Consider the following 20,738-nt stretch of genomic DNA (forward strand, 5'->3'; position numbering starts at 1 on the left):
TAGCCAGCAAAGTGGCGCTGGCAGGCGCGGCGCTCATCGCCGCTGGCATGCTGTTCAGCTGCACCAGTAAAGCCCCTAAATCCCTTGTCACGCCGCCGAACGCTGCCGCCGTCAAAGCCGGGCAGGCGCACCGGGAGCCGGTGCGCGGCGTGTGGCTCACCACCGTTTCGCGCCTTGACTGGCCGCCGGTCGGGTCGATTATCGCCAGCACGCCGGAGAGCCGCATCACGCAGCAGAAGCTGGCGCTGATCGCTAAACTCGATAACCTGCAGCGCCTGGGGATCAACACCGTCTTTTTCCAGGTGAAACCGGACGGTACGGCGCTCTGGCGGTCGGATATTCTGCCGTGGTCCGATATGCTGACCGGCAAAATCGGCGAATACCCTGGCTACGATCCGCTGCAGTTTATGCTGGATGAAGCGCACAAGCGCGGCATGAAGGTTCACGCGTGGTTTAACCCCTACCGCGTCTCGGTCAACACCAAACCGTCGACGATTGCCGAGCTGAACAACACCCTCACCCAGGTACCGGCCAGCGTGTTCGTCCTGCACCGTAACTGGATCCGCACCGCCAGCGATCGCTTTGTTCTCGACCCGGGCATTCCCGAAGCGCGTGACTGGATCACCAGCATCGTCGCTGAAGTGGTGCAGAACTACCCGATTGACGGCGTGCAGTTCGATGACTATTTCTATACCGAAACCGCCTCTTCCCCGCTTAACGACAACGAGACTTTCCGCCGTTACGGGCAGGGCTATGCCTCGAAGGGCGACTGGCGGCGGCATAACACCCAGCAGCTCATAGCCCAGGTTTCCACCACCATCAAAAAGCTCAATCCGAACGTCGAGTTTGGCGTGAGCCCGGCCGGGGTGTGGCGCAACCGCTCGCACGATCCGGCGGGGTCCGATACCCGGGGCGCGGCCGCCTATGATGAGTCCTATGCCGATACCCGCAGCTGGGTGCAGCAGGGACTGCTCGACTACATCGCGCCGCAGATCTACTGGCCGTTTGCCCGCGATGCCGCGCGCTATGATGTGCTGGCCAACTGGTGGGCCGAGGTGGTTAAACCGACGCATACCCGGCTGTATATCGGCGTGGCGCTGTACAAGGTGGGTGAACCGTCCAAAAACGAGCCTGACTGGACGGTGGATGGCGGCGTGCCGGAGCTGAAAAAGCAGCTCGATCTCAATGAGACTCTGCCGCAGATCCAGGGCACCATCCTGTTCCGCGAAAACAACCTCAATCAGCCGCAAACCCGGCAGGCGGTTAACTATTTGCGCAGCCGCTGGGGGCAGCCGCAGAGCTAGCCGCCAGCCGGCTCTGCTATAGCGCCTGCAGCCCTTGCTGCAGGCGGGCGTGCAGCTTCAGCATGTTCTCTGTAATGGCCTGCCAGACGTGGCTGGAAAAGTCCGCCGGCAGCGTCCGGCGAGCGCTTTCGATTGCCTGCGGCACATGCCCGGCAAACTCCTGGAGGATCGCCAGCATCTGCTCCCGGGGAAAGTTCACCGCTTTGGCCGTCGCCAGAAAATGACGCGGATAGATGGCGTTAATCTCTGTTTTACGCCCTTTTGTGGCATTGAGCCCCATCGACAGCTTCAGATCGCGCAGATGCAGTCCCGTGCCGCCCAGCACCGGAAACGCCGAAATAATGTCGTAGAACGGTGTTAAGCGGTAGCTGCCGCCGGGCAACAGGTAAATTGAGAAGTTTTTTGCGTGACCGTCCGTCGCCCCCGTCAGCCACTGGAAGACCATGAACTTCATAAAGTCATAGCGATCTTTCAGCGCTTCACTCGAGCCCAGCAGAAAGGTCATGATCGCGGCGATACCCGGCCCGCCGTCAGACTCATATTTCATCGCTGAAGGAAGACCAAAAGCCTGACACAGATCCTCCTGCGGCAGACGCAGCAGCACCCGTCCCTCCTGCGCCCAGCGCCGGTCGAAGCGGGTTACCGCCAGGGCGCGGATCCGCGGGGTGGCGATGATCTCCGCTTCCGGCACCGCCAGGCCCAGTTCTCTGGCCAGCGCCAGGCACAGATACTCATTATCCACGCTTTCACGCAGATCCAGCGTCGCATTGGGCTGCTTGATCTCGCCGATGGGCAGCTTAATGATATGCGTGGTCGGCGTGGCGCCCTGCGGAATACACCAGTGATCGCCCATCCGCAGCAGCGCCGTTTTCTCCTGGGCGCCGGCCACCGAGATACGGAAATCGTCCTGGCCGGTAATCATCCCGAGGGGGATATCCGACTGGTAAGCGGTCAGCAAAGCGGTGAGCTGCGCCTCGTCCAGCGTCTGCCAGCGTAATCCTTCCAGGTGCGCCTCTTCCCCCGGCGGCAGGAGGGTCACCGCCCCTACGCTATCCCGCCCGACTTCGGCCAGCAGATCGAACGGCTGCTTCGAGCGCGCCTGATAGCGCCTGACGATCCGGTCGCGGACCTGCGGGCTGTCGGGCAGCAGGTTATCAAAATAGTGATACACCGCGTCGGCAGTGATATTGCCATACTGCAGCGGCAGTGAGAGGGAGAGCGGTCTGGCGCGCGGGCTGCGCAGCCACTCTTCGTCATAGCGAAAACTGTGCGCCCCGTTAGCCTGGCGGGTTAAGGTTCCCACGCGCACATTGTTCATCCAGGTGGTAAGCGTCGCCATTACCAGTCAAGGTCCGTGTTGTTATCGGGAGCCGGCGCCGTCTCAGCAGCTTTGGCGTTCAGCGTCATCACCACCCCCAGCGACTGGAGGATCTTAAACAGCGTGGTTAAGGTGGTTTTGTCGGGGTGATTTTCAAAATTGGACAGCGTGGCCTGCTTAATGCCGATCCGCCTGGCCAGCGCATCCTGGGTCCAGTGGTTCTGCTGGCGCAGTAGCTTCAGGTAATTGGCCAGCTGCACGGGACTGTATATCTGCGGGGAATTCATCGCCTTGTTCCTCACCATCATTTATCCCCCTGTCGGGATAAACTTGGTTTTATACCCTACAGGGGATAATGTCAAGGATATCCCCTGGTGGGGATAATAGAATAATTATCCTTGTGTGGGGATAAAACAGGAAGGATGATCGCCGGAGCCACCTGTACATGCCCGGTGGCGGCTGCGCCTTACCGGGCCTACGGGCTGTCTCTCACCGCTCTGTAACGATCCAGGCCGGGCAAGCGCAGCGCCGCCCGGCAGCGGGCAGCCAGCTCTGTTGCCGGTTTAATGCCCGGTGGCGGTTGCGCCTTACCGGGCCTACGGGCTGTCTCTACCCGCTCCGTAACGATCCAGGCCGGGCAAGCGCAGCGCCGCCCGGCAGCGGGCAGCCGCGCTTAGCTGCCGCGGTAGGTCGACCACCCGCCCGGGGCGATGAGAAACGGCAGATGGAAATGGTCCTCTGCCGCCTCGCCGATAACAAAATCAATCTGCGCCCGGGTAAAGACGCTCTCGCGCCCGGCGCGGGCAAACCACGCCCCGGTTTCCGCTGTTAAGCAATAGCGCCCCGCCGGCAACGGCGCGGCGATAAAGGTGGCGATACGCCCCTGGGCGTTGGTCACCAGGTTCGCCAGCGTCTCGCCCTCCCGGCTCAGGCTGACCGTTACGCCTTCTGCCGGCGTACCGGTGGAAATATCCAGAATATGGGTGCTCAGGGTACTCATTCGCCAATCACTCCTTCCAGTCTTAACATCGTAATCTCTCGCAGCTGGGCAAGCGCCTCGGCCACTTCTTCGTCGGCGGTATGCTGCAGCCGGCGCGTCAGCGCCTGCAACATCTCTTCGCCGCTGCGCCCTTTGGCGCGGATTAAAAACACCCGGCCAAAGCGGGCTTCGTAGCGGGCATTGCCCTCCCGCAGGGCCTGCGCGAGCCGCTCATTCTCGCTGTCCACCGACGACTGCTCCTGGCGCGACAGCGCCGCATGCGCCTGGCTGCCGGTCGGCTTTTCACCGATCCGCGGATGGGCGCTGAGCGCCGCGTTCAGCTCGTCCTCTCCCCAGTTAGCCATCGCCTCCCGGGCGGTCTGCAGCAGCGTATGGCGGCTGGCGAAAGGTCGCAAGCTCACCAGCGTCTCGCCCCAGGCCGGGATCGCCACGCAGGGGGCCAGCAGCCCCACTGCCTCATGTGTACTCAGGCTGTTAAACTGACTCAGCGCGATCATCCTGACTCCTTATCGTTTTCGTCGCCGCCTGCTCCTGCGGCAGAATAAGGTTCAGCGCTATCGCTACCAGCCCACCGCTGGTGGCCGCCGAACCGAACAGATCGCCGACCATCGGCGGAAAATGGCTGAGAAACGCCGGCACCGACTCCACGCCAAGACCCGCGCCAAACGCCAGCCCCACGATCAGCACATCGCGACGAGTCAGCGGAGTCTGGGTAATAATCCGGATCCCGGCCGCCACCACGCAGCCAAACATCACCATCGTGGCGCCCCCCAGCACCGGCGCCGGGATCTGCCGCAGCAGTTCGCCCACCGGGGGAAACAGCCCGAGCAGGATCAGAATCACGCCAATGTAGCGTCCGACATAGCGGCTGGCCACCCCGGTCATCTGGATCACGCCGTTGTTCTGCGCGAAGGTGGTGTTCGGAAAAGCACAGAGCATGGCCGCCACCATACAGCTGACGCCATCCGCCAGGATACCGCCCTTCAGCCGGTTACGGAAAGCGCGATCGTCAACAGACTGTTGCGAAATCAGCGAGTTGGCCGTCAGATCGCCCACCGCCTCCAGAATACAGACCAGCGACACCAGGGCGACCGGCAGAAATATCGCGCTGTTAAACTGAAAGCCGAACGGAAACAGCGTCGGCAGGCGAAACAGGGTGTCGCCCAGGCTGTGAAGATGGAACTGACCGCTCAGCCCCGCTGCGATGCAGCCCACGGCAATGCCCACCACCACCGAGGAGAGCCGCAGCCAGCGGTTTTTGGCGCAGCTCAGCAGGACGATAACCCCGAGGGTGCCCGCCCCGAGCGCGATATTGCTCATGCTGGCGAAATCCTCGGCCTTTTCCCCACCGCACCAGTTGATGACGCTGACCTTGATCAGGCTGATGCCGATCAGCGCAATCACGCTGCCGGTAATGATGGGAGTAAAGATTTTCTTCAGCGGTTCGATAAAGCGGCTGACAATCACCGGCACCAGAGCGGCGACAAAGTTAACGCCAAACAGCATCGCCATCATATCCTGCGGCCCGCCGCCCTGGGCTTTTACCCACATCCCTCCGGCCACCGTCACGCCGAGGAAGGCAAAACTGGTGCCCTGCATGCAGATCATCCCGGCGCCGATGCCCTATACCCGATTGGACTGCAGAAAAGTGCCAATGCCCGAGGCCAGCAGCGACATACTGATGAGATACGGCAGCCAGTCGCCAAGCCCGAGGGTAGCGCCGATGATCAGCGGCGGCGTGATGATCCCCACCAGGCCCGCCAGCACATGCTGGAGAGCGCTGAAAAAGGCCGGAAGCGGTGGGATCCGCTGTTCAAGGCCGTAAAGCAGGCCACTGTGATGTTCGTCAGACATAGTGATATCCCGTAGCAAAGAGAAGTGCATGGGCTAGTGCACAAAGCAGGCCAGAGACGACAAAAGGGCACCAATAAATTTATTATCACTCCAAAATCATCAACTTAGATTACGCTCGTGATGCATCACCCCTCTCCGCTGCTGAACCAGGCGTCTGAAACGATAGATTCTTAATGCAACATACAGAAACTTTTGATTCATAAAAAGGCAACCAATACCTCATATTGCACCGATGCGGTGCGTCATGAGCCATCGCTGTGCCTCAGGCAGGCGGTTTTCCTCCCTCCGGCGAACTGGTACGCAAATTGCTGTAGTCAGTCACAACATCGGGAGAAGGAGAAAAAAATGAAAGCAATCGTGATTGGCGCCGGCATCGGCGGTTTAAGCGCGGCAGTGGCGCTCAAACAGTCGGGGATCGACTGCGACGTCTATGAAGCGGTGAAAGAGATCAAACCGGTCGGCGCAGCGATTTCCGTGTGGCCCAACGGCGTGAAGTGCATGGCCCACCTCGGCATGGGCGACATCATGGAGACCTTCGGCGGGCCGCTGCGCCGGATGGCGTATCGTGATTTCCGCAGCGGCGAGAACATGACCCAGTTCAGTCTCGCCCCGCTGATCGAACGCACCGGCAGCCGCCCCTGCCCGGTCTCCCGGGCAGAACTGCAGCGGGAAATGCTGGATTACTGGGGACGGGACAGCGTGCAGTTCGGCAAACGCGTCACCCGCTGTGAAGAAGACGCCGACGGCGTGACGGTATGGTTTACCGACGGCAGCAGCGCCAGCGGCGATCTGCTGATTGCCGCCGACGGCAGCCATTCCGCACTGCGTCCGTGGGTGCTGGGCTTTACCCCGCAGCGCCGCTACGCCGGCTACGTCAACTGGAACGGTCTGGTGGAGATAGATGAAGCGCTGGCGCCCGGCGATCAGTGGACCACCTTTGTCGGCGAAGGCAAGCGCGTCTCGCTGATGCCGGTCTCCGCCGGCCGGTTCTACTTTTTCTTTGATGTGCCGCTTCCGGCGGGTCTGGCGGAGGATCGTGACACCCTGCGCGCTGACCTCAGCCGCTACTTTGCCGGCTGGGCGCCGCCGGTGCAGAAGCTGATCGCCGCCCTCGACCCGCAGACTACCAACCGCATTGAAATCCATGATATCGAACCTTTCAGCCGCCTGGTGCGCGGCCGCGTCGCGCTGCTCGGCGATGCCGGACACAGCACCACCCCGGATATTGGCCAGGGAGGCTGCGCGGCGATGGAAGATGCAGTGGTGCTGGGCGCCGTTTTCCGCCAGACCCGAGATATTGCGGCCGCCCTGCGCGAGTATGAAGCCCAGCGCTGCGACCGGGTTCGTGACCTGGTGCTGAAGGCGCGCAAGCGGTGCGATATTACCCACGGGAAGGATATGCAGCTCACCGAAGCCTGGTACCAGGAGCTGCGTGAGGAGACCGGGGAGCGCATTATCAACGGCATGTGCGACACCATCCTCAGCGGGCCGCTGGGCTGACCGTCGCCATGGATTCGATCACCGCACTCAGCGTCTGAATGGCCATTTGCGCGGGCCGCGAAAGCTGACGCGAGGGCGCAGTACACAGCGCCAGGGTCAGCGGTCGCAACAGCGTACTGCGCAGCGGGACAAAGGCCAGCTGTCCACGCTGGACCTCGTCCAGCACGTCGAGCAGGCTAAGGAGCGTCACGCCGCTGCCGCGCAGCACCAACGACTTGATAAGCCGGATATCATTGCAGCTGATGGTATTCTCCGGCGCAAAGTCATGGTGGCGATAGAGGAGCGCCACCCGCTCATGGACGATCAGCGGCGCGCCGGGCACGATATGCCGCTCCAGGCTGAGCTCGCCCAAAGACAGCGCCTTCGCCCCCGCCAGGGGATGGTCCGGACGCATCACAATCCCCACCTCCAGTTCGGCAAAGGCCAGCACGCTGAGTCCAGCCTGCCCCTGCGGATCGAGGATCAGGCCGACGTCCAGGTCCGCCTGACGCACTTTCTGGCTGACGGTGTGGCTGTCAGCCACCTGCAGATCCAGCTCCAGCCACGGCCAGTTGGCGATGATCTCCGCCAGCGCGGCGGCGAAGCCCCCTTCCGCCAGCGCCTGCACCATGCCAACGCTAACGCTTCCGCGCTTCATCCCCTGCAGCTCATCGAATTTCTGCCGGGTCTGGCGAAACTCCTTTTGCCAGCGCAGCAGGTTGTCATACAGCAACTCACCGGCGGTGGTCATCCGCAGTCCCTCCGGCAGGCGCTCGAACAGCGGGGTGCCGAAGGCCTCCTCGGCCTGCAGGATCTGGCGGTTAATTGCCGAGGCGGAGATATGCAGCTGCTCGGCGGCCCGGCGCAGGCTGCCGCAGCGGGCCACGGCGATGAAATAGTGCGCGAAACGGGAAAATGGACTCATGGCGCCCCTGTACTCTTTTTTGCAACAGCAGAGTGAATTAATGGTGATGGATGTGAACACCCTAATATGACAACAATAATCTCACAACAATAAAACAATCACCGATGTGAGCAGGAAGAGAAATCATGAAGACAACCATCCCCACGCCCCCCGCCCATTGCACCTTTGATCCAGAGGACTGGCTGCGGCTGGCCCGCTGCTGGCACCCGGTGGCCCGTACCTGCGATATTGCCGGCGCCCCGGTGAAAGCCACCCTGCTGGACGAACAGCTGGTTATCTATCGTATTAAAGGCCAGGTGGTGGTCGCCCGCGACGTCTGCCCGCACCGCGGGGTGCCGCTGACCCTGGGGTTTCATGAAGAAGAAGGCATCGTCTGCCCCTATCATGGCCTGCGCTTTGGCGAGGATGGCCGCTGCAACCGCATCCCCTCCAGTCCGGGGCAACCCATTCCGGCCAAACTGCATCTCACCAGCTTCGCCGTGGAGGAGCGCTACGGGCTGATCTGGACCTGCCTGGCCTGCGATCCGGACAATCCACCGCCGTTACCGACCATGCCGCACTGGGACGACGCGGGATTTCAGCAAATCAACTGCCCGGCCTTCGAGGTGAAGGGATTTGCCGGCCGCCAGGTCGAAGGCTTTCTCGATGTCGCCCACTTCGCGTGGATCCACACCGACACCTTCGCCGATCCGGACAACCAGCAGGTGCCGGACTATACCCCGCAGGAGACGCCGTTCGGCTTTGTTGCCGACTACTGGAGCTCGGTGGGCAATTACCCGGCCAGCTCTGATTTCCGCGCGCCGGAAGGGTTCCAGTGGCTGCGTCACTTTGAAATGCATCTGCCGTTCACCGCTACGCTGACCATCCATTTTCCCGCCGACGCCAGGCTGGTGATCATGAACGCCGCCTCGCCGGTGTCGTCCCGGGTGACGCGGATGTTTGCCCCTATTGCCCGCAACTTCGATCTGCACGTGCCGGTGGAAGACGTACATGCGTTCAACCTGCGGGTATTTGAAGAGGACCGCCTGATGGTCGAGACCCAGCGTCCGGAACGGTTGCCGCTGGATCTGACCCTGGAGGCGCATATTCCGGCGGACCGCAGCTCTATCGCCTACCGGCGCGGGCTGAAGAAGATGGGCTTTGGCGATTTCTTTCTGGTATGAGTGGAGGTCATATGCGCGACATACTCCCGGTGGTGGTCGATGGCCTGTGGCGCCAGGGCGCGAAAAATCTGGCCGTTCGTCTGGTGAGCGCCGAGGGGCAACCGCTGCCGGCGTGGACGCCCGGCGCCCATATCGATCTCCATCTTCCCTGCGGGCTGATCCGTCAGTACTCCCTGACCGGCAGCCCAGCCGAACGGGATCGCTATCTGCTCTGCATCGCCCGCGAGTCGCAGTCTCGCGGTGGCTCCCGTTATATTCATGACACCCTGCGCCCGGGACAGCCATTGATGATCTCTGCCCCGCGCAACCACTTTCCGCTGCACGAGGGCGGCCATGTGGTGCTTCTCGCCGCCGGGATCGGTATTACGCCGCTGCTGGCGATGGCCCACGCCCGGGCGGCGTCCGGCGCCAGCTTTACGCTGCACTATTACGTTAGCCGTGCGCAGGAGGCCGCCTTCGCCACCGAGATCGCCCGCCAACTAACGGGTGGAATCTGCCAGATCCACTGCTCAGACGAGGGGCAGAGTCCGCGCCAGCGGCTGGCGCAGGATCTGGGGGCTCCGGACGCCGACACCCGGGTCTACTTCTGCGGTCCGCCCGGATTTATGGCCCGGGTTCGCGATACCGCGCGGGCGGTCGGATGGGAGGAGGCGCAATTGCACAGCGAAGCGTTCCAGCCGCCCGCCCCGACGGCGGCGTCGGCGGCGTCGGCGGCGGACGGAACCTTCACCATCACCCTCGCCTCCACCGGGGAGCGCTGGCCGGTGCCGGGGGACAAAACCATCGCCCAGGTGCTGCAGGAGCATGGCGTCGCGGTGCCGCTCTCCTGCGAGATGGGGATCTGCGGCGCCTGCCTGACGCCGGTACGCGAGGGAACCGTCGACCACCGGGATACCGTGCAGTCGGAGGCGGAAAAACAGGCCGCAGAGCAGCATATTGCGCTGTGCTGCTCCCGCAGCCTGTCGGCCAATTTAGTTATCGATCTCGCGGGATAAGCGGCCCGTCACCGGCTGGTCGGCGCGGGCGACCGGTTTCACCCGTACGGCGGCGAAGACAATCACCATCGCGCTCAACAGCAGCAGACCGCTGCCGGTGAAGACGCCGCTGGCGCCGTGCAAATCAAACACCGCCCCGCCGCCGGCGGCCCCGGCGCTGATGGCCAGCTGAATAGAGGCGACCAGCAGACCGCCCGCGCTTTCTGCTTCATCCGGCACGGTGGTGGCAAGCCAGGTGGACCAGGCCACCGGCACCAGGCCGAAGGCAAATCCCCACAGGGCGACCAGCAGCCCGGCCAGCACGGTCAGATGGCCAAACGTCACCATCAGCAGCGCCAGAACGCTCATCATCAACGGCACCAGCGCCAGGGTGAGATGCAGGCTACGGCTCAGCAGATAGCTCGCCACCGAAGTGCCGATAAAGTTAGCGATACCGAAGCCGAGCAATATCAGCGAAACCCCTTCGATACTGGCCTGCGCGACGGTCTCAAGGAACGGCCGCAGGTAGGTAAAGAAGGCGAAATGGCCGCTGAAAATCAGGATCGTCGCCAGCATGCCGCCCAGCATACCGGGACGGCGCAGCACCCTGAACAGCGTGGAGAAGGTCCCGACGCTCTCCGGGCGCATGGAGGGCAGCACCCACAGCTGCCAGAGCAGCGCCAGCAGGCTGGGTATCGCACAGAGAATAAACACGTTGCGCCAGCCGATCAGCTCCCCGAGGTAGCTGCCGAGCGGCGCGGCCACCACCGTGGCGACAGACACCGCGGAAAAGATGATCGCCAGCGCCTTTGGCACATGGGCCGCCGGCACCAGACGCATCGTCGTGGCGGTGGACATCGCCCAGAAGCCGCCGATGGCGATCCCCAACAGCAGACGGCCCAGCAGGAGAAACGCCAGCGAATCGGCAAAAGCGACCATCAGGCTGGAGACTATCTGCAGTACGGAAAAGAACATCAGCACCCAGCGGCGATCGATATTGCGGGTGGCGGTGGCGATCAGCAGGCCGGTAACTAACGCCACCAGCGCCGTCGCGGTGACCGCCTGTCCGGCCATCCCTTCACTGACGCCGAGGCTGCTGGCCATCGGCGTTAACAGGCTGGCGGGCAGAAACTCGGCCACGATCAGGCCGAACACCCCGAGGGCCAGGGCATAGACGGCGCGCCAGGCAGGTTTGGCGGGAGACAGGCTCGCGTCAGCAGCTATGCAGGAACTCATATACAACTCTCCAGGTTTATTAACATCCTGGTCATCTTAGGGACTTACTTTCGGACGATATATGATACATACTCTTCAGTTATTGATTATTCGTCCGGAATTGCCATGAGCCAGCCTGCCATCGACCTGACCAGCGAACTGTTGCGCGGTATGCGCCTCTCCGGCGTTAACTACCGGCGCATCGAAACCGCACGCCCGTTCGGCGTCGGCTTTAGCGCCGTGGCGGGTAAAGCCCAGTTCCATTTCATCAGCCGCGGGCCGGTGCTACTGCGCATGGCCAGCGGGGAACAGTTCACCCTCGAGAGCGGCGATGCACTGTTTATTCCCAACGGCGACGGGCACGCCCTGCTCTCAGATCCGCAGGCCACGGTGGTCAATGTGGCGCAGCTGCCCAGCGAAACGGTGTGCAGCACGGTAAGTTGTATCAACGCTGGCGACCAGCCTGACTGCCCGGAGCGCGCCGTCATTTTCAGCGGTTGTATGGACTTTGAGCTCGGCGGCATGCAGCCGCTGGTCAAGGCCATGCCCGAGGTGATGCGGGTCAGCAGCCTGCTTAATACCTGGCCGGAGATCCAGCCGCTGCTGGCGGCGATGGAGCGGGAATCCCTCACCCGCCAGGCAGGCTATGCCGGGATCCTCGCCCGGCTGGCGGACGTGGTGGCCGCGCTGATTGTCCGCGGCTGGGTAGCGTGCGGGTGCGGCAACGCCACCGGCTGGGTACAGGTCCTGCGCGATCCCCGGCTGGCGAAAGCGATCTACGCCATGCATCAGCGCCCGGGGGTCAACTGGAAAGTGGAAGATCTGGCGCGGGAGGCGGGTCTTTCACGCTCGCTGTTCGCGGAACGTTTTCTCGCCGCCACCGGCACCACCCCCGCCCGCTATCTCACCGAGCTGCGTATGCGGCTGGCGGTGCAGTACATCACCCATGAAGGCCAGGCGCTGGAAACGGTCGCCTTCAGCCTCGGGTATCAGTCGCTGGCGGCCTTCAGCCGGGCTTTCAAACGCATCACCGGCCAGCCGCCGGGAGCCCTGCGCGCCACGGCACGCTAGAGTCAGCCTTTATGTAAAGCGATACACGCCGTTGCCGACACGAAAGCGCTGCCCCTTAAGCGCCGGGTTGGCGACGCGGAACACCAGTTCGGTCAGCTGGTTGGCAGCCCCTTCACGGAAGATAAATTGCCGGCCGCCCACGTCCAGTCCCTGCTCCCCCAGTGGCGGAAAGCCCAGCAGCGCCTGCCAGCGATCGCGCACCGCCTGCGGATTGACCACCTCGAACACCGCCTGCTCAAGCGTAATGTCGCCCAGCGGATGCGGCGCGTCCAGCCTCTGGGCGCGCAGCCGCGTCAGCCGGGTGGCGTCGTCTTCTTCCCACTGCAGCACAAAGGGATAGACCAGCCCGTCAGTGTCGCCATAGATGGTGAAGATCCGCCAGCGGATGATATTGCCCTGCGGATCGTTGCGCTGGCCATCGACAATCGGTGACACTGTCACCCCTGTACGACGCAACTGGTCATAGGTGGCGTCGATGTCGTCGCTGCGCAGCGCCACCCGAAACAGCGCCTCATTCTCCGGCAGCAGCCGTGCGGCGTCGCGCGAAAGGAGGAATTTGTCCGTCGCGGCGCGCAGTTCGTCCGGGTCGGCAATGGCGAGGAATTCGATATACGTCAGGCCAAAATAGCTCAGCGCATTACGGGTTCCCCACCCCGGATGCCGCCCTCCGGCCACCGCCCGCAGCTGCTGCCCGGCAAAGATTTCAATCGCCGCTTCCGGCTGATTCACAAACTGTACTGCGTGGTCCCACTGCAAGGTTGCCATGATCTCTCCCGCGATTGTGCCTGGTCAGGCGCCTGCGGCAAAAGATAGTGCTGGGGTGAAGGGAATGGCAAACAAGAATTAAATATATCGAAAGCAGGATAGGTAATTTATATCAACGCGGTATGTCGCATCTGACGGGCGATGAAACTGCGGGCAAAGAACCGCCCGCCACGGGGTCAGACCGACCCTTCTTTCTCAATCACCAGAATACGCGCCGCCCCCTGCGGGTGAGCGACATGCTCGCATCCCACCCCGGCGTAGAAGATATCGCCGGCGTTTAGCATGATGATCTGCTCCTCGCCGTCGACTTTCACATGCATCGCCACCTGACCATCCATCACGGCAAACACCTCCTGACCATCATTGATGTGCCAGATATAGGGTTGGTCGGTCCAGTGCAGACGCACGGTGGTGCCGGAAAAATTGGCAATATCCAGCGCGCCCCACGCGCGGTCGGCGGTGAAATCTTTACTGCTCCAGCTCTGCATGATGGTGTCCTGTGGTAAGGGTTATTTTTTCTGCCAGTTTGCCCAGGGATCCGCTTTCTCCACCGGCGCGTCATCATCGAGGGAGGCGAGATACATAGCCTCCACCTCTTTGCGCGCCCACGGCGTCCGGCGGAGAAATTTGAGGCTGGACTTAATGCTGGGATCGCTTTTAAAGCAGTTAATGTTGACCTGGCGGGCCATTTCCGCCCAACCATAGCGCGCCACCAGGGCATTGAGCAGCGCTTCCAGCGTCACGCCGTGCAGGGGATCTTTCGAGCTGTGCATTACGATACGTCCGTTCCGCATTAAAAAGTGCGCTTACCTTACTGGCTCTCACCGACGGGCGCAACCGGCTTCATTACGCGCTTCGCGCCTATATCTATTTAACGCAAAAGCACTGAACCCCGCGCGGTCATAAATTAGAAAATAACGTTATTGGTTGCTTATTTGGCCTTGAGGCAAGCTGTGTTCAGCCCCGGACAGAGGAAATCACCATGCGCTGCTGTTGTGCCCGAACCCAGAACCTGAATCAACCCATAACTTATTACCCCGTTTTCGGAGAACACAATGAACGCGACCACCCTGCCGATTCTCGATCTGGCCCGCTACGCGGACCCCGCGGATAAAACGGCCTTCCTGGCCGACCTGCGTCATGCCGCCCGCGACATCGGCTTCTTCTATTTGATCAACCACGGTGTCGACGACGCGCTTCAATATGAAGTTCAGCGCCAGTCCCAGCGCTTTTTTGCTCTCGATGAGGCGCAAAAACAGCAGGTGGCGATGATCCACTCCCCCCATTTTCGCGGCTATAACCGCGCGGCCTCTGAGCTGACGCGCGGCCAGCCTGACTGGCGAGAACAGTTTGATATCGGCGCCGAACGTCCGGCGCTAACCCTCAGCGACGTCGCCCCGCGCTGGCAGCGCCTGCAGGGTCCGAATCTGTGGCCTGCCGCCCTGCCGTCGCTTAAACCGGTATTACTTCACTGGCAACAGCAAATGACCCAGGTGGGCATCCGCCTGCTGCGCGCCTTTGCCGAAGCCCTGCAGCTCCCGGAGAATGCTTTCGATCAGCTCTACGGCGAGAAACCCAACGAGCATATCAAACTGATCCGCTATCCCGGCCAGCAGGAGACCCAAAGCAGCCAGGGCGTCGGCGCCCATAAAGATTCGGGGTTTCTCAGCTTCCTGCTGCAGGACGAGCAGAAAGGACTGCAGGTTGAGGTCGCGCCTGGAGAATGGATCGACGCCGTGCCGCTGGCCGGCAGCTTTGTGGTCAATATTGGCGAACTGCTGGAGCTGGCGACCAACGGGTATTTGCGCGCTACCGTCCATCGCGTGGTGTCGCCGCCGGCGCAGCAGCAGCGCCTCTCCATCGCCTTCTTCCTCGGCGCCCAGCTTGACGCGGTGGTGCCGGTTTACACCCTGCCGCCCGAGCTGGCGCGTGAAGCACGAGGGCCGGACAGCGACCCGCACAATCCGCTGCTGCGCGATGTCGGCTGGAATTATCTCAAGGGCCGTCTGCGTTCCCATCCGGACGTGGCGGAACGCTACTATCAGGACGTGTTTCGCGAACGCGCCGAGCAATTGATCGTTTAACCATAACTAAAAAGGAACACACCATGAAATATGCCGCTTTTAAACTGGCAGGGGTCGCACTGTCTCTTTCTCTGGCATGGACGTCTGCCCAGGCTGCCGCGCTGCGCGTCGCCGCGGACCCGGTTCCCCACGCGGAGATCCTCAACTACATCAAAAAAATCGATCCCAGCCTCGATCTGAAGGTGGTGGAGCTGACCAGCGGGGTCAACGCCAATGAACTGCTGGCCAGTGGCGATGTGGATGCCAACTACTTCCAGCATGTCCCCTACCTGAAGGATCAGGAGAAAGCGTTGGGTAAAACCTTTACCGTCGCGGCCACGGTGCATATTGAGCCGCTGGGGATCTATTCGCATAAGCATAAAAATTTCTCATCACTGCCGGAAAACGCCACGGTGGCGGTGCCGAATAACACCACCAACCTGAGCCGGGCGCTGTTCCTGCTGCAGGCGCAGAAGCTTATTAAGCTGGATCCCAAATTTACCGACCCGGCCACCACCCTGGCGACGCCGAAGGATATTGTCGAGAACCCGAAACACCTGAAGATTCTGGAGATTGAATCGCCGCAGATCCCGCGCTCCCTCGACGATGTCGACCTGGCGGTGATTAACGGTAACTACGCGCTGGAAGCCGGCCTGGTGCCAGCGAAGGATGCCCTGGGGCTGGAAAGCGCCGAGCATAACCCGTACGCAAATATTCTGGTGACCACCCCAGCCCTGGCGAATGACCCGCGCATTAAGGCGCTGGCGAAAGACCTGACCTCGCCGCAGGTGGCGGAGTTTATCCGTAAAACCTACAACGGCTCGGTGATCCCGGTGGCCCCTCAGTCATGATAACCATCGAAGGGCTGAGCAAAACCTACGCCGGAACCGGCCGACCGGCGCTGAACGATATCGCGTTGCAGATACCGAAAGGGGCAATATACGGCATTCTCGGGCGCAGTGGCGCCGGCAAAAGTACGCTCATCCGCTGTCTCAATTTACTGGAGCGGCCCACCTCGGGCCGTATTCTGGTGAACGGACAGGATATTACCCAGTTGAACAAAGCGGCGCTGCGGGATTATCGCCTGCGCACTGGGATGATTTTCCAGCACTTCAATCTGCTGCATGCCCGCACCGTCGCTGACAACGTCGCGGTGCCGCTGGAGATTGCCGGAGTGCCGAGGGCCGCTCGCGAGGCCCGGGTGCGCGAACTGCTGGCGCTGGTGGATCTCAGCGAAAAGGCCGCCGCCTTCCCGTCGCAGCTTTCCGGTGGGCAAAAACAGCGCGTCGGCATCGCCCGGGCGCTGGCCGCCCGGCCGGAAGTGCTGCTGTGCGATGAGGCGACCAGTGCGCTGGATCCCGAGACCACCGCCTCGGTGCTGGCCCTGCTGGCGGATATTAACCAGCGCCTCAATCTGACCATTGTGCTGATTACGCACCAGCTGGAGGTGGTGAAAACCATCTGTGACCACGCGGCGCTGCTGGAACAGGGCGAGATTGTCGAAAGCGGTAAACTCGCCGACCTGCTGGTGACCCCATGGTCGCGGCTGCGCCAGTCGCTGCTGCACGACCCGCAGGCTGAACAGGAATTTCTTACCCGCCACGGCGTTCAGGGGAGGCCATTATGCGGAGTAGCATGAGCTGGGAAGATTTGTGGCCGTTATTACTCGACGGCACGCTGGATACGCTTTATATGGTGGGCCTGGCGGCCCTGTTTACCGTGCTGATCGGGCTGCCCACCGGCGTGCTGTTATTTATTTCCCGCGCCAACGGGCTGGCGCCGATGCCGAAACTGAACGCGCTGTTAGGCGCGGTGATCAACATCGGCAGGTCGCTGCCGTTTATCGTGCTGCTGATCGCCCTGATCCCCTTTACCCGCCTGATCGTCGGCACCACGCTGGGCAGCACCGCCGCCATCGTGCCGGTGACCATCGGCGCCTTTCCGTTCTTTGCCCGTCTGACGGAAAACGCGCTCGACGAGGTGGACTACGGGAGAATTGAAGCCATTCTGTCGATGGGCGGCAACGTCTGGCACGTCATTTTTAAATCCCTGCTGCCGGAAGCCCTGCCAACGCTGCTGGCCGGGATCACGCTGACCATCGTGATGCTGATTGGTTTCTCCTCCATGGCCGGTGTGATCGGCGGCGGTGGACTCGGCGACCTCGCCATCCGCTACGGCTATCAGCGGTTTAATAATGAAGTCATGTTTGGCACAGTGCTGATCCTGGTGGCGATGGTCCAGGGGGTGCAAATGGCCGGCGATCGGCTGGTGCGTAGCCTGGCCCACCGCCGCTAGCCGTCAGTCATTAGTTCCAGCCGCTCTCTGCCGCCAGCTGGCGGACCAGAGTGGCGGCGTCACACTCGCGGATCAACCCCACCCCCTGCCCGGCCCAGTGGGCGCCATACTCATGGACGCCCTGGGCTTTCGCGGCGGCGGCCAGCGCTTTGCCGATATCATACGCCAGCGGATAATCCGGCACGGCGCTCGCCGGATAGCCTTCCCCCAGCGCACAGAAGGCATTCGCCAGACAGCGTGCCGGACGCCCGGATATCGCGGAGGTCAGCACCGTACGCCCGTCAAGGCTGTTGTGGATCGCCGCGCGGTAGCCGGCGTCGGCGGCCGATTCCGAACACAGTAAAAACGCCGTACCGAGCTGTACACCCTGCGCCCCCAACTGCATCACGCTGGCGATCCCCGCTCCGTCCATGATGCCCCCGGCGGCCACCAACGGGATGGTTAGTCGACACCGCAGAAGTTGCACCAGGGTGAAGGTGCTCAGCTGCGCGTCAGGCGCCTGCGGAGCAAAGATCCCCCGGTGCCCGCCCGCCTCATAGCCCTGAGCGACCACCACGTCGATCCCCTGCTGTTCAATCAGCAGCGCCTCCTGCAGCGAAGTCGCTGTCGCCAGGGTAACGATCCCCTGCCGCCGCAGACGCTGGATCGTCTCACCTTCAGGAAGACCAAAATGAAAGCTCACCACCGCCGGCGAGATGTCGAGAAGCAGCTCCAGCATCGGCGCATGACCGATAAATGTCTGGTAGATCTCGCTTAACGAATCCGGTGGCGTACTGCCATAGCGGGCAAAATGGGGACGTAATGTTGTTGCCCAGTCGGCTTCCCGCCGGGCGTCGCGCCGGGGCGGCGCATGGCAGAACAGATTGACATTGAACGGGCGGTCCGTCAGCTGGCGAGTGGCGACTATCATCGCTTCCGCCTGGGCAACGGTTGAAGCGCCCAGCCCCAGCGAGCCCAGCGCACCGGCATTACTTACCGCGGCAGCCAGCGCGGGGGTGGAGACGCCCGCCATCGGGGCCTGAATCAGGGGATAATCAATATCAAGAAGCGAAAGCAGCGGGTTGCTCATGGTTTCCTCATGCATTAACGATGCCGGAGGCTTACCATCTCCTTTAAAGATGGTAAGATCAACATTATTATCGTATTGAGAAGAAAAATATGAACCACAGCACACTCGAGATCTTCATTCAGGTGGCAGAAACGCAGAGCGTCACCCAGGCAGCAAAACGGCTGGGCCGCGCACAGTCCAATATCACGACCCGCATTCAGCAGCTGGAAGAGGAGCTTGCCGCTGAGCTCTTCGTTCGCGGCAACAAAAAAATGGTGTTGTCCCCGGCAGGCGTGCAGTTTCTCAGCTATGCCCGGCGGATCCTGAGCCTGGCGGAAGAGGCAAAGCAGGCTCTGCATCCGACAACCCCAGGCGGCAGTCTGCGTCTGGGCGCGATGGAGGCGACCGCCGCCAGCCGGCTGCCGCCGCTGCTTACCCGCTTCCAACAGCAGTGCCCACAGGTGGATATCACCCTCATCACCCAACCGACCCGCCAGTTAACCGAGGGGGTGTTAACCGCCGCCCTTGATGCCGCGCTGGTCTGCCTGCCGCCAGGGGCCGATGGGCAACCGGCCTGTCCCGACGAGCTGGCATTCACCCCGGTGTTTTATGAAACCCTGATGCTGGTCCGTCCGCAGACCCCGGGTCCGCTGCGGTTTGCGGCATTTGCCAGCGGCTGCAGCTACCGCGCGCTGGGAGAACGCTGGCTGGCGGAACAGAAGGCGGCCGTCGAGGTGCATGAGGTCAATTCCTATCACAGCATGCTTGCCTGCGTGGCGTCCGGGCGCTACGCCTGCCTGCTGCCGCAGAGCGTGCTGTCGCTGATGACGCTTCCCGAAAACTGCCTTAGCGAACCGCTGTGCGAGGCGACCACCCAGCTTATCTGGCGCAGCGGCTTGAGCGCCCCCGCCCTGAGCGAGTGGCGCAAGCTGCTGCAAAGCGTGGCGATTGGCTAAGCCTGGCGTTCGGTAAAGACCAGCCCTGCGGCAATCAGCAGCGCCAGCGCCGCGGCATAGAGCGCCGGGTTAAATGAAGCCGCGATCTGATACAGCGCGCCGGCGATAAGCGGCCCGGCAATCTGTCCCACACCGTACAGTGCAGTCATCGCGGCAATCATATTGAAGCTCACCTGATGGCTGAGACTTTTCGCCTTCGGTAGCGCAATGGTTACGGTGCCCATAAAGGTAAAGCCCACCAAAAGCGCGCTTAGCACGCAAAACAGCAATGAAGCGCTGCAGGCTGGAAGGATCACGCCAAGCGCCTGGACGAGCAGGTTGCGGGTCAGCGCTTGCCGGTATCCCCACTTTAGCACCAGCTTATGCCAGATGAGGCAGGACGGCGCGGCCGCCAGACCAAACAGCGCCCACAGATGGACCGGGTCAACGCTCTGCAGCGAACCGGACAGAAACAACGGCAGATAAGTGGCGGTGATGATATAGCCGAAGCCCGCCAGACCGTAAACCATCAAGAGTCGCCACGCCGCGCGACGGGTATCGCTCCCGGACGCAGGCAGGGAGGTTTCAACATGGGAAACCCGCACCAGTGCAGCCGGCGGAGTCAGTAGCCAACGGATCGCCAGCGCCAGCAGCAGACCGGCGCATAATGCGCAGAGCAGCCAGATCTGCTGGCTGGTGAGGCTCAGGGCATGTCCAAGGGCGATCCCCTCCGCGGAGATAAATATCCCCAGCCCCACCCCGGCATACAGCAACGGCGCCCCGTGATGATGCCCCATATGTTCCAGCAGCCACAGCGAACCTGCAATCAGCGTTATCGCGCTCAGCGCGCCGGCGACGGCGCGCAGCGTAATAATGGTCCACGGCGAGCTCACCCAGGCCAGCAGCGCCAGGCTGGCGATGGTCAACCCGGCGGAGATAATGCTCAGTCGGGTGGCGGCCCCAGGCTGCACCCGCGCCAGCAGCAACGCACCGACCAGATAGCCAGCGTAATTGGCCGACGCGGCGAGATTGCCCTCGTGCAGGGTTAACAGACCTTCATTAAGCATAAGCGGCAGCACGCCGGTGAAGGCAAAGCGCCCATAGCCCATGCCGATCATCAGTACTATCGATCCAGCCAGTGCCAGCCATAAGGCCTGGCGCGATTGGTTATTCATCCACCACCCCACAATGATTCTCAATTTAAGAACAATAATATTGTATAATTCTTTTTTCATTATGATGAGGAGGTATTGTTGGCGCAAGTCGGATGTTAATCCGCTATGGTATTTACAGAGAGAAGGTGCGCCTGGGCACGGCTTAACACACGCC

Annotated in this window: 21 protein-coding genes and 1 pseudogene; 10 read left to right on the forward strand and 12 right to left on the reverse strand. The window is 62.0% G+C overall.

Annotation, left to right across the window (positions count from 1 at the left end):
- Positions 1 to 11 precede the first annotated feature (11 nt).
- A complete protein-coding gene (locus AB1E37_RS12600) occupies positions 12 to 1,304 on the forward strand; it encodes a glycoside hydrolase family 10 protein (protein WP_002904794.1) in 1,293 nt (430 codons plus the stop codon).
- Positions 1,305 to 1,320: 16 nt separating this feature from the next.
- Here the strand turns inward: AB1E37_RS12600 and AB1E37_RS12605 are convergent, their stop codons facing one another.
- The 5 genes and pseudogenes from AB1E37_RS12605 to AB1E37_RS12625 all read right to left on the reverse strand — a co-directional run bounded on the left by AB1E37_RS12605 (position 1,321) and on the right by AB1E37_RS12625 (position 5,476).
- Positions 1,321 to 2,643, reverse strand: coding sequence for a type II toxin-antitoxin system HipA family toxin (locus tag AB1E37_RS12605; RefSeq protein WP_032436337.1), 1,323 nt, complete (start codon positions 2,641 to 2,643; stop codon positions 1,321 to 1,323).
- Positions 2,643 to 2,909: a type II toxin-antitoxin system antitoxin HipB gene (gene hipB, locus AB1E37_RS12610; RefSeq protein ID WP_002904790.1), complete on the reverse strand. Its 267-nt coding sequence runs from the start codon at positions 2,907 to 2,909 to the stop codon at positions 2,643 to 2,645. Before hipB ends, AB1E37_RS12605 begins: the two co-directional genes overlap by 1 nt.
- 386 nt (positions 2,910 to 3,295) lie before the next feature.
- Entirely contained in the window at positions 3,296 to 3,622 is a 327-nt protein-coding gene (gene uraH / locus AB1E37_RS12615) for a hydroxyisourate hydrolase (RefSeq protein ID WP_032436336.1), read from the reverse strand.
- The gene (gene uraD, locus AB1E37_RS12620) at positions 3,619 to 4,119 is read right to left on the reverse strand and encodes a 2-oxo-4-hydroxy-4-carboxy-5-ureidoimidazoline decarboxylase (protein WP_032436335.1); all 501 of its coding nucleotides are present in this window, start codon (positions 4,117 to 4,119) and stop codon (positions 3,619 to 3,621) included. The genes uraH and uraD overlap by 4 nt, the downstream gene beginning before the upstream one ends.
- Positions 4,097 to 5,476, reverse strand: a pseudogene (locus AB1E37_RS12625) (nucleobase:cation symporter-2 family protein). The gene uraD and the pseudogene AB1E37_RS12625 overlap by 23 nt, the downstream one beginning before the upstream one ends.
- Before the next feature lie 345 nt (positions 5,477 to 5,821).
- On the opposite strand from AB1E37_RS12625, the gene hpxO reads away from it, so the two are divergent.
- Positions 5,822 to 6,976 (forward strand): FAD-dependent urate hydroxylase HpxO, encoded by a 1,155-nt coding sequence (gene hpxO / locus AB1E37_RS12630; RefSeq protein ID WP_002904783.1) that lies wholly within the window; start codon positions 5,822 to 5,824, stop codon positions 6,974 to 6,976.
- Here hpxO and hpxR read toward each other — a convergent pair.
- Positions 6,957 to 7,880 carry a LysR family hpxDE operon transcriptional regulator HpxR gene (hpxR, locus tag AB1E37_RS12635; protein ID WP_032436334.1) on the reverse strand — a complete coding sequence of 308 codons (924 nt, stop codon included), beginning with the start codon at positions 7,878 to 7,880 and terminating at the stop codon, positions 6,957 to 6,959. The two genes, hpxO and hpxR, sit on opposite strands and share 20 nt — an antisense overlap.
- Before the next feature lie 125 nt (positions 7,881 to 8,005).
- On the opposite strand from hpxR, the gene hpxD reads away from it, so the two are divergent.
- Together hpxD and hpxE are read left to right on the forward strand one after the other, a co-directional pair.
- A complete protein-coding gene (hpxD, locus tag AB1E37_RS12640) occupies positions 8,006 to 9,043 on the forward strand; it encodes a molybdenum cofactor-independent xanthine hydroxylase subunit HpxD (protein WP_032436333.1) in 1,038 nt (345 codons plus the stop codon).
- Between the two features lie 11 nt (positions 9,044 to 9,054).
- Positions 9,055 to 10,038 (forward strand): molybdenum cofactor-independent xanthine hydroxylase subunit HpxE, encoded by a 984-nt coding sequence (hpxE, locus tag AB1E37_RS12645; RefSeq protein WP_020804977.1) that lies wholly within the window; start codon positions 9,055 to 9,057, stop codon positions 10,036 to 10,038.
- On the opposite strand, the gene AB1E37_RS12650 is transcribed toward hpxE, so the two are convergent.
- On the reverse strand, positions 10,015 to 11,253 hold the full coding sequence (locus tag AB1E37_RS12650) for an MFS transporter (protein WP_032436332.1): 1,239 nt from the start codon (positions 11,251 to 11,253) through the stop codon (positions 10,015 to 10,017). The two genes, hpxE and AB1E37_RS12650, sit on opposite strands and share 24 nt — an antisense overlap.
- A 105-nt stretch (positions 11,254 to 11,358) precedes the next feature.
- Between AB1E37_RS12650 and AB1E37_RS12655 the strand changes: the two genes are divergently transcribed.
- Entirely contained in the window at positions 11,359 to 12,303 is a 945-nt protein-coding gene (locus tag AB1E37_RS12655) for an AraC family transcriptional regulator (RefSeq protein ID WP_023286419.1), read from the forward strand.
- 9 nt (positions 12,304 to 12,312) lie between these two features.
- On the opposite strand, the gene AB1E37_RS12660 is transcribed toward AB1E37_RS12655, so the two are convergent.
- The 3 genes from AB1E37_RS12660 to AB1E37_RS12670 all read right to left on the reverse strand — a co-directional run bounded on the left by AB1E37_RS12660 (position 12,313) and on the right by AB1E37_RS12670 (position 13,841).
- Positions 12,313 to 13,068 (reverse strand): VOC family protein, encoded by a 756-nt coding sequence (locus AB1E37_RS12660; RefSeq protein WP_016946387.1) that lies wholly within the window; start codon positions 13,066 to 13,068, stop codon positions 12,313 to 12,315.
- Positions 13,069 to 13,244: 176 nt separating this feature from the next.
- Positions 13,245 to 13,556, reverse strand: a complete 312-nt coding sequence (locus tag AB1E37_RS12665; protein WP_002904646.1) for a cupin — start codon at positions 13,554 to 13,556, stop codon at positions 13,245 to 13,247.
- A gap of 21 nt (positions 13,557 to 13,577) precedes the next feature.
- Positions 13,578 to 13,841: a VF530 family DNA-binding protein gene (locus AB1E37_RS12670; protein WP_002904643.1), complete on the reverse strand. Its 264-nt coding sequence runs from the start codon at positions 13,839 to 13,841 to the stop codon at positions 13,578 to 13,580.
- A 282-nt stretch (positions 13,842 to 14,123) separates the two neighbouring features.
- Between AB1E37_RS12670 and AB1E37_RS12675 the strand changes: the two genes are divergently transcribed.
- From AB1E37_RS12675 to AB1E37_RS12690, 4 genes are read left to right on the forward strand one after another with little or no spacing between them, the layout of a single operon-like run.
- On the forward strand, positions 14,124 to 15,152 hold the full coding sequence (locus AB1E37_RS12675) for an isopenicillin N synthase family oxygenase (protein WP_032436330.1): 1,029 nt from the start codon (positions 14,124 to 14,126) through the stop codon (positions 15,150 to 15,152).
- A 23-nt stretch (positions 15,153 to 15,175) separates the two neighbouring features.
- The gene (locus AB1E37_RS12680; protein WP_016530804.1) at positions 15,176 to 15,982 is read left to right on the forward strand and encodes a MetQ/NlpA family ABC transporter substrate-binding protein; all 807 of its coding nucleotides are present in this window, start codon (positions 15,176 to 15,178) and stop codon (positions 15,980 to 15,982) included.
- Entirely contained in the window at positions 15,979 to 16,770 is a 792-nt protein-coding gene (locus AB1E37_RS12685) for a methionine ABC transporter ATP-binding protein (protein ID WP_004176216.1), read from the forward strand. The genes AB1E37_RS12680 and AB1E37_RS12685 overlap by 4 nt, the downstream gene beginning before the upstream one ends.
- A complete protein-coding gene (locus tag AB1E37_RS12690) occupies positions 16,767 to 17,426 on the forward strand; it encodes a methionine ABC transporter permease (protein ID WP_004217626.1) in 660 nt (219 codons plus the stop codon). Before AB1E37_RS12685 ends, AB1E37_RS12690 begins: the two co-directional genes overlap by 4 nt.
- A gap of 10 nt (positions 17,427 to 17,436) precedes the next feature.
- On the opposite strand, the gene AB1E37_RS12695 is transcribed toward AB1E37_RS12690, so the two are convergent.
- Entirely contained in the window at positions 17,437 to 18,510 is a 1,074-nt protein-coding gene (locus tag AB1E37_RS12695; RefSeq protein ID WP_077254810.1) for a nitronate monooxygenase family protein, read from the reverse strand.
- A gap of 74 nt (positions 18,511 to 18,584) precedes the next feature.
- Here AB1E37_RS12695 and AB1E37_RS12700 point away from each other — a divergent pair, with 74 nt between their 5' ends.
- Positions 18,585 to 19,430 carry a LysR family transcriptional regulator gene (locus tag AB1E37_RS12700; protein WP_004224743.1) on the forward strand — a complete coding sequence of 282 codons (846 nt, stop codon included), beginning with the start codon at positions 18,585 to 18,587 and terminating at the stop codon, positions 19,428 to 19,430.
- On the opposite strand, the gene AB1E37_RS12705 is transcribed toward AB1E37_RS12700, so the two are convergent.
- A complete protein-coding gene (locus tag AB1E37_RS12705; RefSeq protein WP_004213417.1) occupies positions 19,427 to 20,584 on the reverse strand; it encodes a YbfB/YjiJ family MFS transporter in 1,158 nt (385 codons plus the stop codon). The genes AB1E37_RS12700 and AB1E37_RS12705 overlap by 4 nt on opposite strands.
- Positions 20,585 to 20,738: the final 154 nt, after the last annotated feature.

The sequence above is a fragment of the Klebsiella sp. Shm-1 genome, from assembly GCF_040804525.1.
Taxonomy (GTDB): Bacteria; Pseudomonadota; Gammaproteobacteria; order Enterobacterales; family Enterobacteriaceae; genus Klebsiella; species Klebsiella pneumoniae.

Excerpts from the sequence above, each read along its gene's own strand:
- AB1E37_RS12700 (WP_004224743.1), top strand. The coding sequence starts at position 18,585 with ATGAACCACAGCACACTCGAGATCTTCATTCAGGTGGCAGAAACGCAG.
- AB1E37_RS12655 (WP_023286419.1), top strand. The coding sequence starts at position 11,359 with ATGAGCCAGCCTGCCATCGACCTGACCAGCGAACTGTTGCGCGGTATG.
- hpxE (WP_020804977.1), top strand. The coding sequence starts at position 9,055 with ATGCGCGACATACTCCCGGTGGTGGTCGATGGCCTGTGGCGCCAGGGC.
- hpxR (WP_032436334.1), bottom strand. The coding sequence starts at position 7,880 with ATGAGTCCATTTTCCCGTTTCGCGCACTATTTCATCGCCGTGGCCCGC.
- AB1E37_RS12670 (WP_002904643.1), bottom strand. The coding sequence starts at position 13,841 with ATGCACAGCTCGAAAGATCCCCTGCACGGCGTGACGCTGGAAGCGCTG.
- uraD (WP_032436335.1), bottom strand. The coding sequence starts at position 4,119 with ATGATCGCGCTGAGTCAGTTTAACAGCCTGAGTACACATGAGGCAGTG.
- hpxO (WP_002904783.1), top strand. The coding sequence starts at position 5,822 with ATGAAAGCAATCGTGATTGGCGCCGGCATCGGCGGTTTAAGCGCGGCA.
- hpxD (WP_032436333.1), top strand. The coding sequence starts at position 8,006 with ATGAAGACAACCATCCCCACGCCCCCCGCCCATTGCACCTTTGATCCA.
- uraH (WP_032436336.1), bottom strand. The coding sequence starts at position 3,622 with ATGAGTACCCTGAGCACCCATATTCTGGATATTTCCACCGGTACGCCG.
- AB1E37_RS12695 (WP_077254810.1), bottom strand. The coding sequence starts at position 18,510 with ATGCATGAGGAAACCATGAGCAACCCGCTGCTTTCGCTTCTTGATATT.
- AB1E37_RS12605 (WP_032436337.1), bottom strand. The coding sequence starts at position 2,643 with ATGGCGACGCTTACCACCTGGATGAACAATGTGCGCGTGGGAACCTTA.
- AB1E37_RS12660 (WP_016946387.1), bottom strand. The coding sequence starts at position 13,068 with ATGGCAACCTTGCAGTGGGACCACGCAGTACAGTTTGTGAATCAGCCG.
- AB1E37_RS12665 (WP_002904646.1), bottom strand. The coding sequence starts at position 13,556 with ATGCAGAGCTGGAGCAGTAAAGATTTCACCGCCGACCGCGCGTGGGGC.
- AB1E37_RS12705 (WP_004213417.1), bottom strand. The coding sequence starts at position 20,584 with ATGAATAACCAATCGCGCCAGGCCTTATGGCTGGCACTGGCTGGATCG.
- AB1E37_RS12680 (WP_016530804.1), top strand. The coding sequence starts at position 15,176 with ATGAAATATGCCGCTTTTAAACTGGCAGGGGTCGCACTGTCTCTTTCT.
- AB1E37_RS12650 (WP_032436332.1), bottom strand. The coding sequence starts at position 11,253 with ATGAGTTCCTGCATAGCTGCTGACGCGAGCCTGTCTCCCGCCAAACCT.
- AB1E37_RS12675 (WP_032436330.1), top strand. The coding sequence starts at position 14,124 with ATGAACGCGACCACCCTGCCGATTCTCGATCTGGCCCGCTACGCGGAC.
- AB1E37_RS12690 (WP_004217626.1), top strand. The coding sequence starts at position 16,767 with ATGAGCTGGGAAGATTTGTGGCCGTTATTACTCGACGGCACGCTGGAT.
- AB1E37_RS12685 (WP_004176216.1), top strand. The coding sequence starts at position 15,979 with ATGATAACCATCGAAGGGCTGAGCAAAACCTACGCCGGAACCGGCCGA.
- hipB (WP_002904790.1), bottom strand. The coding sequence starts at position 2,909 with ATGAATTCCCCGCAGATATACAGTCCCGTGCAGCTGGCCAATTACCTG.